Origin of the sequence: Erwinia aphidicola (assembly GCF_024169515.1) — a bacterium.
GTDB lineage: Bacteria > Pseudomonadota > Gammaproteobacteria > Enterobacterales > Enterobacteriaceae > Erwinia > Erwinia aphidicola.
In genome coordinates this window covers 786,869-803,412 of the sequence record NZ_JAMKCQ010000001.1, presented here as the reverse complement: position 1 = coordinate 803,412, position 16,544 = coordinate 786,869, and the positions used below count along the sequence as shown (strand labels likewise).

The following is a 16,544-nucleotide window of genomic DNA, read 5'->3' as shown; positions in this document are numbered from 1 at the left end:
TTGCGGGTAACTGTTGCGATTGCGCGGTAGCGGCTGAAGTGGGGGGATTGCTACAGTTCAGATCCCAGAGGTATTGATGGGTGAACATCAAAAAGTTTTTATCGCTTTGTTTCACCAACCTGCGCAGATGCGCAGGTTTTTTTTGCCTGTCACTCACGATCTGAAACACAGTTTCCCTGTTAACCCACCTGCATTTTTTGTATAACTCCCGCATAGTTACCTCGTTCTCTTTTCCGGAAAATTGATGCCGCCGCTCAAACGTAATAAGGCTAAAGATCAGCCTGCTCCCACTTTTAATCCCGTGCGTTTCCGGCTGGTGTGCCTGGGTGTGCTGGGCTGCCTGGTGTTCCTGCTGGCCAGCACTGCGGATTTGCAGCTCATCAACCATCCAATGCTGGAGAAGCAGGCGGACGAGCGCTCGCTGCGTACCGTTACGCTGCCGACTAACCGTGGCACCTTGCTGGACCGTAACGGTGAAGCGCTGGCCCTGAGCGTGCCGTCGCGCGATATCATCGCGGACCCGCAGCGCGTGCTGGAAGCGCACCCGGATTTTACCAGCGACAAGTGGGAATACCTGGCGAATGCGCTCGATCAGCGCCCGGAACAGCTGGCGGCCCAGATCAACGCCAATCCCAATCGCCGCTTCCTGTATCTTGGGCGTAAAATCGAACTCGGCATTGCCAAAGATATCGCCAAGCTGCACCTGACCGGCATCACCACCGTGTATGACGACAGCCGCTTCTACCCGATGTCTGAGGCAACCGGCCCGCTGCTCGGGATTGTCGGCGCGGATAATACCGGCCTGACCGGGCTGGAGAAGGGCTTCGACAAGCTATTGCAGGGCACGCCGGGCGTGGAGAAATATCGCCAGGATGCCAACGGCAATATTGTGGCGATGATCAACTACGAGCCGCCCAGGCAGCCGCCGACGGTGCAGCTCAGCATCGACAAATTTGATCAGTACACCATGTACAGCAAGCTGCGCGACGGGGTGATCCTCAATAAAGCGGATTCGGGCGCGGCGGTGCTGATTAAGATCGACACCGGGGAGATCCTCGGTATGGCGTCTTACCCCTCTTTCAACCCGAACAATTTTGTCGATGTGTCGCCGATGCAGATGCGCAATACGGCGATCAACGACAGCTATGAACCGGGTTCGACGGTGAAGCCGCTGGTGGTGATGGAAGGGCTGATCCGCAAGCTGGTGCGCCCGGACTCGGTGCTGGACACCACGCCGTACCGCGTCAACGGTCACCTGATCCGCGATGTTGGTCACTGGCCGCGCCTGACCATGACCGGCATCCTGCAAAAATCGAGCGATATCGGCGTATCGCACATCGCGCTGGCGATGCCTGCCGAAGTGCTGGTCAACACCTATCACTCGTTCGGGCTGGGCAAGCCGACCGGGCTGGGGCTGACCGGTGAAAGCGTGGGCTACTTCCCGCTGCACCGCGAGCGCTGGGCCGATATCGAACGCGCCACCTTCTCATTCGGCTATGGCCTGCGCGTCACCCCGCTGCAGATTGCCCGTGAATATGCCACCCTCGGTTCGTTTGGCGTTTATCGCCCGCTGTCGATCACTAAGGTCAGCCCGCCGGTCATGGGCACCCGGGTCGCACCGGAGGATACGGTGCGTTCGGTGGTGCACATGATGGAGAGCGATGCGCTGCCGGGCGGCAGTGGCGTGCGCGCCGCCGTGCCGGGTTACCGCCTGGCAATTAAAACCGGTACCGCCGAAAAGATGGGCGACAGCGGAAAATATGACGGTGGCTACATTAACTACACGGCAGGCGTGGCGCCGGCCAGTAACCCGCAGGTGGCGCTGGTGATCATGATTAACCACCCAACCGCCGGCGACCACTTTGGTGGCTCGGTTGCGGCCCCGGTATTTGGCAATATTATCGGCCCGGTGCTGAAGCATATGAATATCGCCCCCGATGCCTTAAATAACCATGGATAAGAAAAATCCTAATATAATCAATATGTAAAGAAGTGCAGCAGCGGTCATAACTGGTTTCATTTCGCGCCAATCATTTGCTTTTGTTTGCTGGTTTCCCCAAGGGGTTCAGATGACAATAGCTTTCCCAGAGGTATTGATTGGTGAGAATGCAGCCTGCTCCCGGCAGGCTGATACCCTGTTCAGTTGCACCAACCCACGCGGATGCGTGGGTTTTTTTTTGCCCGCCACTCTCCCATTACCTAATCATGTCAGCAGAAAGACTCGCTAACATCTGCAGCCGCTTTAACTACACCAATCGTCAAAAGAAAAAATTCCGACCCTGTAAGGTGCTTCTACCACTGCGCAGTTCTGCATTCCATTGCGTGGTGTCAGCCCCTTGATGTGTTGGTAGCGCGACAAGGGGCGCTTTTTTACTCTCAGGAATTGCTCACGATGCCGAAACTTAAAGACAGGACGCAGAAAGTCGGTGGCCGCTCAGCGGCTTTTCAGTTGCGTATCAACCCTGAACTTCACGCTCAGCTAAGAACGCTGACCGACGATGACAATGTCACGCTTGCCTGCTGGCTGAAGGAGCTGGCCCGGCGTGAGCTGCGTCGGCGAGGGATTGAACCGCGCGGCTAATAACAGCGAATGAACCGTACGAAGGGGCCATGTACGGCTGTTGATTATGTTGATTCGGCACGAAGCGTTTAAACGTAGCGTTTCGATAACAACCCTTGCAGAAACTTAACACTGTCAGGATGACGCTCCCTCTATAATGGCTCTCCTTTATGAGAGTAATCACTCTCGTTACTAATTAGTATCATCTAATTGAGACTTCACCATGCGCTTAAGGATCCTCCCCGCGAGTTTAATTTTTTTGCTGGCCGCCTGCGATCGGACGCCCGCGCCAACCATTAGCGAGGCTGCCGTCAACGTCGGCGTCGCGACCTTACACAGCCAGCCCGTCACGCTGTTTACTCAATTGCCTGGCCGCACCACAGCGGTACGTACCGCGGAAGTTCGCCCGCAGGTGAGCGGGATTATTCTCAAACGCCTGTTTACCGAAGGCAGCGAGGTAAAAGCCGGGCAGCCGCTGTACCAGATCGATCCGGCGACCTATCAGGCTGCTTACGATAAGGCGCTGGCAACCTCAATTAACGCCGACAAGCTGGCGGCGCGCTACAAACCGCTGGCCGCCGCCCACGCCATCAGCTTCCAGACCTGGGATGATGCCGTTGCCGCCGCGCGCGAAGCGAAAGCCGATCTCGAAAGCGCTAAAGTCAATCTCAATTACACCCACGTGCTGGCACCGATCGGCGGTCATATTGGCCGCTCGCTGTCGACGGAAGGCGCGCTGGTCACCAGCGGGCAGACAGGCTATATGAGCCTGATCCAGCAGCTTGACCCGATCTACGTTGACGTCAGCGAGTCCTCACTCAACCTGCTGGCACAGCGGCGCGCGCTGGCTGATGGCAGGCTGAAGGCCGCAGGGCAGAATGCCGCCGCCGTAAAACTGACGCTGGAGGATGGCTCGGCGTACCCGCTGGAAGGGAAGCTGGAGTTCACTGAGGTGACCGTCGATGAAAGCACCGGAAGCGTGACGCTGCGAGCCGCATTCCCGAACCCTCAGCGCCAACTGCTGCCGGGAATGTTTGTGCATGCCAGCCTGCCGCAGGGCGTCGCCGAGCAGGGGCTGCTGGTGCCGCTGGAAGCGATTATGCACGACACCAAAGGGCGGCCCTATGCGTATGTAGTGGGGGCAGATAACCGGCTGCAAGTGCAGATGGTCAGCACCGGGCAGATGGTCGGCAAAGCCTGGCTGGTCAACTCCGGCCTGAAAGCGGGCGACCGCGTGGTGGTGGACGGCCTGCAAAACGTGCGTGCCGGAACACGGGTCAACGCCACGGCGAGCCAGCCTAAAGTCGCGCCGCAGGCCAACCTCACCACCACCGATCCTTCCGCGCAGTAAATCAGGAAAATCAGATGTCAAAATTCTTCATTGAACGCCCGATCTTCGCCTGGGTGGTGGCAATCGTGGTGATGCTGGTCGGCGCACTGTCGATCTACAGCCTGCCGATCAACCAGTATCCTAACATTGCGCCGCCGGCGATCTCGGTGCAGGTGGCTTACCCAGGCGCCAGCGCGGAGACCACCCAGAACACCGTGGTCCAGGTTATCGAGCAGCAGCTCAACGGGCTGGATAATCTGCGCTATATCGAATCACAGAGTAACAGTGACGGTAGCGCGACCATCATTGTCACCTTTAATCAGGGCACCGACCCGGATACTGCCCAGGTGCAGGTGCAGAACAAGGTGTCGCTGGCGGAATCCCAGCTGCCGACCGAGGTGGTGAATCAGGGGATCAATATCCGTAAATACCAGGCGAACTTTATGCTGGTCGTTGGGCTCACCTCCAGCAACCCTAATATGAGCAACGGCGACCTGGCGGATCTGCTGGTGTCGAAACTGCAGGACCCCATCGCCCGCAGTAACGGCGTCGGTGATTTTATCGTGTTGGGGTCTGAGTACGGCATGCGCATCTGGCTCGACCCGGCGAAACTGTACAAATATCAGCTGATCCCCAGCGATATCACCACCGCCATCACCCAGCAGAACGTCCAGGTCTCCAGCGGTAAGCTGGCGGGGCTGCCAACCGTGCAGGGGGCGCGCTTCAGCGCCACTATCGTCGGCAAGACGCGCCTGCAGTCGGTGGAACAGTTTAAAAATATCCTGCTGAGGGTAAATACGGACGGCTCGCAGGTGCACCTGCGCGATGTCGGCGGTGTCGACCTCGGTCCGCAGGATTACAGCATTTCCGCCACCTTTAACGGTAAACCTTCCGTGGGGATTGCGCTGCGCCTGGCCAGCGGCGGCAACGTGCTGGATGCGATTAACAGCGTGCGCGCCACGGTGAAAACCATCGAGCCGTTCCTGCCTGAAGGCGTAAAAGTGAACTTCCCGTATGACACTTCTCCGGTGGTCAGCGCCTCAATCCACGAGGTAGTGAAAACGCTGATTGAGGCGATTATCCTGGTGTTCCTGGTGATGCTGCTGTTCCTGCAAAACCTGCGCGCTACCCTGATCACCACCATGGTGGTGCCGGTGGTGCTGCTCGGCACCTTCGGTATTTTATCCGCCTGCGGTTACACCATTAACACACTGACGATGTTCGGCATGGTGCTGGCGATTGGCCTGCTGGTGGATGATGCCATCGTGGTGGTAGAGAACGTCGAGCGCGTGATGCATGACGAAGGGCTGGATCCGAAAGCGGCCACCATTAAATCGATGCAGCAGATTCAGGGGGCGCTGGTGGGGATTGCGCTGGTGCTGTCGGCGGTGCTGCTGCCGATGGCCTTCTTCAGCGGATCGACCGGGACCATCTACCGCCAGTTCTCGATCACTATCGTTTCGGCGATGGTGCTGTCGGTGCTGATGGCGATGATCTTCACGCCAGCGCTCTGCGCCACGCTGCTAAAAGCCAGCTCGGCCAATGTGAAAACCACCGGTTTCGCGGGCTGGTTCAACCGCAAATTTGACGCCGGGGCGCTGAGCTATACCCGCAGCGTGGGCACGGTGATCTCATGCCGTGGCCTGTTCTTTATCGTCTACCTGGTGATTGTCGGCGCCACCGGCTACCTGTTTACCCGCGTGCCGACCTCGTTTCTGCCGGACGAGGACCAGGGGGTGATGATGATGCAGATGACCCTGCCCGCAAATGCCTCCAGCGAGCGTACCCAGCAGGTGCTGGATGAGGCCGGAGCCTGGCTGCTGAAGCATGAACCCGCCGTACAGTCGGTGTTCTCACCGAACGGCTTTAGCTTTGCCGGGCGCGGGGAAAATACCGCCATGTCCTTCGTACTGCTAAAACCCTGGGATCAGCGCAACAGCAATGAGTCGGTGGCTAAAGTGGCTGCGCGCACCATGGCGTACTTCGCCACGCTGAAAGATGTCAAAGCCTACGCGCTGGTGCCGCCTGCGGTCATGGAGCTGGGTAACGCCACCGGCTTCGACTTCTTCCTGCAGGATATCAACAACCAGGGCCATGCTGCGCTGATGGCGGCGCGTAATCAGTTCCTCGCTAAGGCCGCCCAGGACAAACGGCTGTTCGCCACCCGCCCCAACGGCATGGAGGATGAGCCGCAGTATCACCTGATTATTGACGATGAACGCGCCCGGGCGCTGGGGCTGAGCCTGGAAGATATCAATGACACGCTCTCCACCGCCTGGGGGTCGACCTACGTTAACCAGTTCATCTACAACGGGCGCGTGAAGAAAGTTTACGTGCAGGGCAACGCCGGTTCGCGCGTCACGCCGGAAGATCTCGACAAATGGTACTTCCGCAATGCCAGCGGCGATATGGTGCCCTATTCGGCGTTTGGCAGCGGCAAATGGCAGTCCGGTTCGCCGCGCTATGAGCGCTTTAACGGCGTCTCGGCGGTAGAAATTATGGGTTCCCCGGCGGCAGGCTACAGCTCCGGCGATGCGGTGAAGGCCGTTAATCAGATTGCCGCCACGCTGCCGAAAGGGTTCCGCGTGCAGTGGCACGGCCTGTCGTATGAGGAGCAGATGTCCGGATCGCAGACCCCGGCGCTGTATACCATTTCGATCATCATGGTGTTCCTGTGCCTGGCGGCGCTGTATGAGAGCTGGTCGATTCCCATTTCTGTGCTGCTGGTGGTGCCACTCGGCGTGCTGGGGACCATTCTCGCCGTGCTGCTGCGCGGGCTGACCAATGATGTGTTTTTCCAGGTCGGGTTGTTGACCACCGTCGGGCTGGCGGCGAAAAATGCCATTCTGATCGTCGAGTTTGCCAAAGAACTGCACGATAACCACGGCAAGAGCCTGGTGGAGGCGGCAACCGAAGCGGCCAGGCTGCGCATCCGCCCGATCATCATGACCTCAATGGCCTTTGTGCTGGGCGTCTTCCCGCTGACCATTTCGCACGGCGCGGGGGCGGGTAGCCAGCACTCGATTGGTACCGCTGTGGTCGGGGGCATGATCACCGCAACCTTCCTCGCCATCTTCTTTGTGCCGATGTTCTATGTGGCGATCTCACAGTGCTTCACGCGTACTAAAAAGACGCAAACTGAGGATGAAAAACATGATGCGTAAGTCATTCACTCTGGGTGTTGTGCCGCTGGCGCTGATTATGGCGGGTTGTACCATGGAGCCGGACTATCATCGTCCGGCGCTGCCGGTGGCCACGCACTATGGCAGCCAGGATCGAACCCACGCCGGAAATGGCGCAGAGATCCGCTGGCAGAGCTTTTTTACCGACCCGGTGATGCACAAACTGATTGCCAGCGCGCTCGCCAATAACCGCGACCTGCGGGTGGCGGCGCTGAACGTGGAAGTGGCGCGTTCGCAGGTGCAAATTGACCGTGCGGCGCTGCTGCCGTCCATCGACCTCGATGCTGAAGGGAGCGGCACCCATCTGCCAGGGGGCCTTTACAGCACGCAGAGCAGCGGCCCGGTAACCTATCATCAGATGAGTACCAGCCTGGGGGTGACCGCGTGGGAGCTGGACTTCTTCGGCCGCCTGCGCAGCCTGCGCGACCAGGGGCTGGAACAGTATCTGGCCACCGCAGCCACCCAGCGCGCGACGCAGATCAGCCTGATCGCCGAAGTGGCTTCGAGCTATCTGTCGCTGTGCTCGGATAACGAGCTGCTGGCACTGGCGCAGGAGACAGCGAAAAGTCAGCAGGATTCATATGACCTGACCAAACGCAGCTATGACGGCGGCGTGGCCAGCGAGCAGGATCTGGTACAGGCAGAAACGTCGGTGCGCACGGCGCAGGCCGATATCGCCAGCTACAGCCGTCAGGTGCGTCAGGACGTTAACGCGCTGGCGCTGCTGGTGGGGAGCGATCTGCCGCCGAACCTGCTGGCGGGCGCGCGCCTGCAGAAAGCGTGGCACTTTCCGGCCACGCCAGCGGGCCTGCCGTCTGACCTGCTGACCCACCGCCCGGATATTATCGCGGCGGAACATACCCTGAAAGCCGCCAACGCCAATATCGGCGCGGCGCGGGCGGCGTTCTTCCCCAGCATCAGCCTGACCGCTTCTGGCGGTTCGACCTCGGCCACTTTCAGCCACCTGCTCTCCGGCGGCACGGCGGCCTGGTCGTTTGGCCCGAGTATCAGCCTGCCGATCTTCGATGGCGGGGTGAATTCGGCCAATCTGGATATCGCTAAACTGCAAAAACGCATTGAAATCGCCGACTATGAAAAAACCATTCAGACCGCGTTTAAAGAGGTGGGGGATGCCCTGGCGGGGCAGGAAACCTATCAGGATGAGCTAAAAGCACGCCAGCTGGATGAGGCGGCAAACCAGCGCAATTTCCGCTTTGCCACGGTGCGCTACCGTGAAGGCGTGGATAATTATCTCAATGTTCTGGTCGCGCAGCGTTCACTGTATGCATCCCAGCAGTCGCTGATTGCCACCCGTCTGGGGCAGTTAAACCAGCAGATCACGCTGTATAAAGCGCTGGGAGGTGGCTGGAGATCGTGAGCATTCCTGATTAAATATCGCATTTTTTACGAAATTCTTACGCCCCCAATATAGAATCTCGTCAGCGGGATAGATGATGATAGAAATGACTATCAACAAAGGTTGATGGCTTAGCGGGTCAGGCATGCCTGACCCCTACAAAACCAGAGTACAAATCCGCAGCTGTCGCGGCATGCCTGGCCCACATCAGATATCCGTAGGGCCACGGCATGCCTGGCCCGCATCAGATATCCGTAGGGGCCACGGCATGCCAGGCCCGCATCAGATATCCGTAGGGGCCACGGCATGCCAGGCCCGCATCAGATATCCGTAGGGGCCACGGCATGCCTGGCCCACATCAGATATCCGTAGGGGCCACGGCATGCCTGGCCCACATCAGATATCCGTAGGGGCCATGGCATGCCAGGCCCGCATCAGATATCCGTAGGGGCCATGGCATGCCTGGCCCGTCAGAATGTGGTTGTACAAGGTTGCGTAGGGTTCGGAACAGATCTGACCCGCATTGCATTCTTATCGCGCTGGACATTCCGGCGCATTTATCACTTTGCTGCATCTTAAAGAACGTAACCTCATGACCGCGAACCGCCCGAAAAAGCCGCACTCCCGGCGTAATATCATCCTCTGCGTTATTTTGCTATTGCTTGTCGCAGGCCTGGTCTGGCGCTTCTGGCCGGCTCATTCCGCAGCGGGCGCGCATGGCGGCATGAAAGGGCCGGGCGGGCCCGGCAGTGCAGGCCCGATGATGGCGGGGATGACGACGCCGGTGCACACCGGCGAGGTCACGCAGGCTGATGTGCCCATCTATCTGACGGCGCTTGGCACTGTCATCCCCAACGCCACGGTCACCGTGACCAGCCGCGTTGACGGGCAGCTGACGCACGTTTACTTCAAAGAGGGGCAGAAAGTCAGCGCCGGGCAGCTGCTGGCGCAGATTGATCCGCGCAGCTACCAGGCCACGCTGGCGCAGTATCAGGGCGACCTTAACCAGAATCAGGCGCTGCTGAAAAGTGCCCAGCTGACGCTGGCGCGCTACCAGAAACTGTTTGCCCAGGACTCGCTGGCGCGCCAGGATCTCGACACGCAAACGGCCACCGTCGGCCAGTACAGCGGGGCGGTGAAAGCCGATCTGGCACAGATTGATGCGGCAAAGCTTAACATTGAGTATGCGCGCATCACCGCCCCGATCGGCGGGCGCGTCGGCCTGCGGTTGGTCGATGCCGGTAACATGGTGCAGAGCAGCTCCACTACCGGGTTAGTCACCATTACCCAGACCCAGCCTGCCGCGGTGACCTTTAGCGTGCCGCAAAGCCATATCCCGTCGTTGCTTAAAGCGCTGCACCACGACCAGAGCCTGCCCGCCACCGCGTTTGACCAGCAGGGCAGCAGCGAGCTGGGGCAGGGGGAGGTGCAGTTTATCAGCAACCAGATCGATACCAGTACCGGTAGCGTGGAGCTAAAAGCGCTGTTTGCCAATCAGGATGAGGCGCTCTATCCCAATCAGTTTGTCAATCTGCGCCTGCAAACCGGCACGCTGAAACAGGCGATGGTCATCCCGGCTCAGGCACTGCAGCTCAGCAGCGATGGCAGCTTTGTCTGGGTGGTCAATAAAGACCACAGCGTGACGCGCAGGGCGGTGAACACTGGCCCGGCGTTTGGTGACAGCCAGCAGGCGATCCTCGCAGGGGTGACGGCCGGCGAGCAGGTCGTTACGGAAGGGATCGATCGCCTGACCAACGGCAGCAAAGTCTCGGTGGTCTCTGCCGAAGAGGTGCAGAGCGCGGCCGGCAGTAAGACAGCACCATGAATCCGTCACGCATTTTTATCGCCCGCCCGGTAGCCACTATCCTGCTGATGGTGGCCGTGCTGCTCTCCGGGATTTTCGCTTACCGCATGCTGTCGACCTCGGCGCTGCCGCAGGTGGATTATCCGACGATACAGGTCACCACGCTTTATCCCGGCGCCAGCCCGGACGTGATGGCCTCCTCGGTCACCGCGCCGCTGGAACGCCAGCTCGGGCAGATGTCGGGCCTTAGCCAGATGTCCTCCAGCAGCTCCAGCGGCTCTTCGGTAATTGCGCTGAAGTTCTCCCTCGACCTGTCGCTCGACGTCGCGGAGCAGGAAGTGCAGGCGGCGATCAATGCCGCCGACAGCCTGTTGCCGACCGATCTGCCCAATCCGCCAACCTATAAAAAGGTGAATCCGGCGGACAGCGCGGTGATCGCTCTCGCGGCCAGTTCGGACACGCTGCCGCTGACCAAAGTGCAGGATCTGGTGAACACCCGTATTGCGCTGAAGCTGTCGCAGATCTCCGGCGTTGGCATGGTCACGCTGGCGGGCGGGCATCAACCCGCTATCCGCGTGCAGATGGATCCGAAGGCGCTGGCGGCGCACGGCCTGACGCTGGAAGACGTTAACACCCTGGTCAGCAACAGCAACGTTAACGGTTCAAAGGGCGGCTTCGACGGCCAGTTTCACTCGGTCACCATCGACGCCAACGACCAGCTGCGCACCGCCGCCGAGTACGGCAATCTGATCCTCACTTATAAAAATGGGTCGGCGCTGCGCCTGCGCGACGTGGCGCACATTGAAGAGGCGGCGGAAAACACCTGGCAGTCGGCGTGGGCGAACAACAGCCCGGCGATTGTTATCAGCGTACAGCGCCAGCCCGGTGCCAACGTGATTTCGGTGGTGGACAGCATCAAAGCCCAGCTGCCGGCCCTGCAGGCTGCGCTGCCGGACGGGGTGAAAATGACGATACTCTCCGACCGCACCCAGACGATTCGCGCCTCGATCGGCGACGTACAGTTTGAGCTGATGCTGTCGATTGGCCTGGTGGTGATGGTGACTTTCCTGTTCCTGCGCAACGTGGCGGCGACGCTGATCCCCAGCCTTGCGGTGCCGCTGTCGCTGGTCGGCACCTTTGGCGTGATGTACCTGGCGGGCTTCAGCCTGAATAACCTCTCGCTGATGGCGCTGACCATTGCCACCGGCTTTGTCATCGACGATGCGATTGTGGTGGTGGAGAACATCTCCCGTCGTCTTGAGCAGGGCGAAACCCCGATGGAAGCGGCGCTAAAAGGCTCGGCGCAGATTGGCTTCACCATTATCTCCCTGACTTTCTCGCTGATTGCGGTGCTGATCCCGCTGCTGTTTATGGGGGATGTCGTCGGGCGGCTGTTCCGCGAATTTGCCATCACCCTGGCGGTGTCGATCTTCGTCTCGATGCTGGTGTCGCTGACCCTGACGCCGATGCTGTGTGCCTACCTGCTGCGCCACATCCCCGAGGAGCGCCAGTCGCGCTTTTACCGCAAGGGCGGGCAGTTCTTCGATAAGCTGGTGGCCGGTTACGACCGCCTGCTGACCATCGTGCTGAACCATCAGCGGCTCACGCTCTGTGTCGCGCTGGCCACGCTGGTGTTTACCGTGCTGCTGTACGTGGCGATCCCGAAAGGCTTCTTCCCGGCGCAGGATACCGGGCTGATCCAGGGGGTTACCGTGGCGTCGCAGGATGTGTCGTTTAAGGAGATGTCGCGCCGTCAGCAGCAGCTGGCAGCGGAGATCCTGAAAAATCCGGCGGTTGAAAGCCTCTCCTCTACCGTCGGCATTGACGGCAGTAACACCAGCCTCAACAGCGGCCGTATGCAGATCAACCTTAAATCTTTTGCGGATCGTGACGAGCGCGCCGATGCCGTGATCAAACAGCTGCAGCAGGCCAGCGCCAGCGTGCCGGGCATTCAGCTCTATATGCAGTCGGCACAGGATCTCACGGTCAACGATCGGGTCACGCCGGACCGCTACCAGTTCAGCCTCGACGACGCCGACAGCGAAACCCTGGTGACGTGGTCGCCGAAGCTGGTCAGCGCGCTGCAGCAGCGCCCGGAGTTCAGTTCCGTGGTCAGCGACCTGCAGGACCAGGGGCAAGTGGCCTGGGTCGAGCTGAACCGCGATGCCGCCGCGCGCTACGGCATTACCGCCGCCGATGTTGATACCGCGCTGTATAACGCCTTCGGCCAGCGGCTGATTTCGACCATCTTTACCCAGTCGAATCAGTATCGCGTGGTGCTGGAGGTGGCGCCAAGGTTCCAGCGCTCCCCGGCGTCGTTTGACGATGTCTGGCTTCAGCCGTCCGGCAGCAGTTCGACCAGCGCCAGCAGCGCTACCCTCTCTACATCAACCAGCAGCAGTTCCAGCAGCGCGACCGCCACGACCACCACCGGCATGGTGCGCCTGACTTCGGTGGCCGCCATCCATCTGCGCACCGGCTCGCTGGTCCATATGCGCCTCAATCAGTTCCCGGCGGTCAACGTGTCGTTCAACCTGAATGAGGGCTACTCGCTGGAGCAGGCGCAGCAGGCGATTAGCGAGGTCAGCGCCGCGCTGGCGCAGCCGTCATCCATTACGCTGCGCTACCAGGGCGAGAGCGCCGCATTCCAGAACGCCACCGGCAATACGCTGTGGCTGATCCTCGCCGCGCTGCTCACCATGTATGTGGTGCTGGGCATTCTCTACGAGAGCTTTATCCACCCGGTGACCATTCTTTCGACGCTGCCCTCGGCGGCGGTCGGCGCGCTGCTGACGCTGCTGCTGGCGGATACCGAATTCAGCCTGATCGCGCTGATTGGGGTGATCCTGCTGATCGGCATCGTGAAAAAGAACGCCATTATGATGATCGACTTTGCGCTGGAGGCGGAGAATAAGCAGCACCTCAGCCCGCGTGAGGCGATTCACCAGGCGTGCCTGCTGCGCTTTCGGCCGATCCTGATGACCACCATGGCCGCGCTGCTTGGGGCGCTGCCGCTGATGCTGGCTTCCGGTTCCGGAGCCGAACTGCGCCAGCCGCTGGGGCTGGTGATCGTCGGCGGGCTGATCTTCAGCCAGCTGCTGACGCTGTTCTCCACCCCGGTGATCTATCTGTGGTTTGACGGCATGTCGCAGCGCGCCAGACGCGCTCTGCGCCGCCGCGCCGCGCGGGGGCGCGAATGAGTATCACGCGCCTGTTTATTTTCCGCCCGGTTGCCACGCTGCTGCTGACGCTGGGGATCCTGCTGCTGGGGGCGCTCGGCTACCGCCTGCTGCCGGTCGCACCGCTGCCGACGGTGGACTTTCCGACCATTATGGTGTCGGCAAGCCTGCCCGGCGCCAGCCCGGAAACCATGGCGGCCACCGTCGCTACCCCGCTGGAGCGCGCGCTGGGGCAGATTGCCGGCATTAGCGAGATGACCTCGGAAAGCTCGCAGGGCTCCACCAATATCATCCTGCAGTTTGCGCTGAGCCGCGATATCAACGGCGCGGCGCGCGACGTGCAGGCGGCGATTAACGCCTCGCGCAGCCTGCTGCCGAGCAGCATGCCGTCGCTGCCGACCTACCAGAAAGCCAACCCGTCCGACGCGCCGATAGTGATGATGGCGCTCTCGTCCACCACCCGCACCAGCGCCGAGCTGTATGACCTTGCCGACAGCAAGATCAAACAGAAGGTTGCCCAGGTGAATGGGGTCGGGGAGGTCTCGCTGCGCGGCAGCGCGCTGCCCGCCGTGCGCATCGACCTGCAGCCGCAGCGGCTTAGCCAGGCCGGTATCTCACTGGATACGGTGCGTGCAGCGGTGGCCAACAGCACCACCAATCTGCCTAAGGGAATGCTGGAAGGGAAAACCCAGTCGTGGATGGTTGACGGCAACGGCCAGCTGGAGCAGGCGCAGCAGTATCGTGACCTGGTGGTGAGCTACAGCAACGGGCGCGCTATTCGCTTAAGCGACGTGGCGAAAGTCTATGACGCGGTGGAGGATAACTACAGCGCCGGTTTCTATAACGGCTCGCCGTCAGTGACCATTGGCGTAACGCGCTCCGCCGGGGCCAACATGCTGGAGACCATCGACGGCATTAAAGCGCAGCTGCCGCAGATTGAGAAAGCGCTGCCCGCCGACGTCAGGCTGACCATCGTGGTGGATCGCGGCCCCAACGTGCGCGCCTCGCTGTACGACACCGAAGAGACGCTGCTGATCGCCATGCTGCTGGTGATTGGCGTGGTGTTTGTTTTCCTGCGCGACGTGCGGGCGCTGGCGATCCCGGCGCTGGCATTGCCGGTGTCGCTGGTCGGCACCTGCGCGGTGATGTATCTGCTCGGCTATAGCCTGGATAACCTGTCGCTGATGGCGCTGATTATCGCCACCGGCTTTGTGGTCGATGACGCCATCGTGGTGCTGGAGAACATCACCCGCTATATCGAACAGGGGCTGAGCCCGGTACGTGCATCGATTAAAGGCGCGCAGGAGGTCAGCTTTACCGTGCTGTCGATGACTCTGTCGCTGATTGCGGTGTTTATCCCGATCCTGCTGATGGGCAGCATTGTTGGTCGCCTGTTCCGCGAGTTCGCGGTCACGCTGACTAGCTCACTGATTATCTCAATGGTGGTGTCGCTCAGCCTGACGCCGATGCTCTGTTCGCGCCTGCTGAAGCGTAAACCGCAGGTGACAAAGCGGCCACATCCTCTTTACCAGTGGATAGAAAACGGCCTTAATCGCCTGCTGTCCAGCTATGCGGCGGCGCTGGCGTGGGTGATGCGCCACCAGCGCCTGACGCTGTTTAGCCTGCTGCTTACCGTGGTGCTCAACCTGTTTCTCTATGCGGTGGTGCAGAAGGGGTTTTTCCCTAATCAGGATACCGGCCTGCTGATGGGCATGATGCGAGCCGATCAGAATGTCTCCTTCCAGGCGATGGAGCCAAAGGTGAAAGCCTTTGCCGCAATGATCGAAAAGGATCCGGCGGTGGATGGCGTGATGTCGTCGATGGGCAGCGGGGCATTCGGTTCGCGCAATACCGCGATGTTCTTCGTGCATCTGAAGGACTTCGACCAGCGTGACGCCAACGCCAGCGAAGTCGCCAACCGCCTGAGCGGCAAAATGAGCAGCGTGCCCGGGGTGCAGCTGTTTCTGATGGCGGCGCAGGATATCCATATCGGCGGGCGCAGCGCCAACGCCTCGTATCAGTACAGCCTGCAGGCCGACGATCTCGACACGCTGCGCGTCTGGACGCCGAAGGTCAAAGCGGCGCTGGAGGCGATCCCGCTGCTGACCAGCGTCGATTCAGATTCGCAGACCGGCGGCCAAGAGGTGATGATCAACATCGATCGCGATCGCGCCACTCGCCTCGGCGTCAACGTGCAGATGCTCGACGATATGCTGAACAACGCCTTCAGCCAGCGCCAGGTCGCCACGCTGTATAAAACGCTGAATCAGTACCACGTGGTGATGTCGCTCAGCGGTGAATGGACGCGTGACCCGCAGACGCTGAATAAGCTGTTTGTGATTAACGACAGCGGCGATCGCATTCCGCTCTCCGCCTTCGCCAGCTTCAGCGGGGCTAACGCGCCCTTGTCGGTAAACCATCAGGGGCAGTCGGCCACCAGCACCATCGCCTTCAACCTGCAGGATGGCGTATCGCTGGAGCAGGCGCAGGCGGCGGTGAAAACGGCGATGGCGAAAATCGGCCTGCCGGACAACGTGCAGGCGGGCTTTGCCGGAACCGCGCAGGCGTTTACCGAGCTGAGCGCCTCTATGCCGTGGCTGATTCTGGCAGCGCTGGCGGCGGTGTATATCGTGCTGGGCATGCTGTATGAGAGCTACATCCATCCGCTGACCATCCTCTCCACGCTGCCGTCCGCCGGGGTCGGCGCGCTGCTGCTGATGCTGCTGACCGGCACCGAGCTGACGGTGATTGCGCTGATCGGTATTCTGCTGCTGATCGGCATTGTGAAGAAGAACGCCATTATGATGATCGACTTTGCGCTGGCCGCCGAACGCCAGCAGGGCATGAGCCCGCAGCAGGCGATTACCCAGGCCTGCCTGATGCGTTTCCGCCCGATTATGATGACCACGCTGGCCGCCTTCTTCGGCGCGCTGCCGCTGGCGCTCGGCAGCGGCGGCGATGCCGATCTGCGCAGCCCGCTGGGGCTGGCGATTGCCGGTGGCCTGGCGCTCAGCCAGCTATTAACCCTGTTCACCACCCCGGTGGTTTACCTCTATCTTGATCGCGTCAGTCGCGCCACTCAACGCCAGTGGCAGCGCCTGCGTCAGGCTGAATAATCCGATGAAAATGATG

At 60.5% G+C, this 16,544-nt stretch carries 8 protein-coding genes; all 8 read left to right on the top strand.

What is annotated here, in order from left to right:
• The first annotated feature begins 244 nt into the window (after positions 1–244).
• A complete protein-coding gene (locus J2Y91_RS03595) occupies positions 245–1,960 on the top strand; it encodes a penicillin-binding transpeptidase domain-containing protein (protein ID WP_133622846.1) in 1,716 nt (571 codons plus the stop codon).
• A gap of 432 nt (positions 1,961–2,392) precedes the next feature.
• Positions 2,393–2,581 carry a hypothetical protein gene (locus J2Y91_RS03590; RefSeq protein WP_048917186.1) on the top strand — a complete coding sequence of 63 codons (189 nt, stop codon included), beginning with the start codon at positions 2,393–2,395 and terminating at the stop codon, positions 2,579–2,581.
• 202 nt (positions 2,582–2,783) lie between these two features.
• Positions 2,784–3,911 carry an efflux RND transporter periplasmic adaptor subunit gene (locus J2Y91_RS03585; protein WP_133622847.1) on the top strand — a complete coding sequence of 376 codons (1,128 nt, stop codon included), beginning with the start codon at positions 2,784–2,786 and terminating at the stop codon, positions 3,909–3,911.
• Positions 3,912–3,925: 14 nt separating this feature from the next.
• A complete protein-coding gene (locus J2Y91_RS03580; protein ID WP_133622848.1) occupies positions 3,926–7,054 on the top strand; it encodes an efflux RND transporter permease subunit in 3,129 nt (1,042 codons plus the stop codon).
• On the top strand, positions 7,044–8,450 hold the full coding sequence (locus J2Y91_RS03575; protein WP_301291991.1) for an efflux transporter outer membrane subunit: 1,407 nt from the start codon (positions 7,044–7,046) through the stop codon (positions 8,448–8,450). The genes J2Y91_RS03580 and J2Y91_RS03575 overlap by 11 nt, the downstream gene beginning before the upstream one ends.
• 571 nt (positions 8,451–9,021) lie before the next feature.
• Positions 9,022–10,254, top strand: a complete 1,233-nt coding sequence (locus tag J2Y91_RS03570; protein WP_133622849.1) for an MdtA/MuxA family multidrug efflux RND transporter periplasmic adaptor subunit — start codon at positions 9,022–9,024, stop codon at positions 10,252–10,254.
• The gene (locus J2Y91_RS03565; protein WP_253537328.1) at positions 10,251–13,433 is read left to right on the top strand and encodes an efflux RND transporter permease subunit; all 3,183 of its coding nucleotides are present in this window, start codon (positions 10,251–10,253) and stop codon (positions 13,431–13,433) included. The genes J2Y91_RS03570 and J2Y91_RS03565 overlap by 4 nt, the downstream gene beginning before the upstream one ends.
• Complete coding sequence (locus J2Y91_RS03560; RefSeq protein WP_133622851.1) at positions 13,430–16,528, top strand: efflux RND transporter permease subunit; 3,099 nt, start codon at positions 13,430–13,432, stop codon at positions 16,526–16,528. The genes J2Y91_RS03565 and J2Y91_RS03560 overlap by 4 nt, the downstream gene beginning before the upstream one ends.
• Positions 16,529–16,544 lie beyond the last annotated feature (16 nt).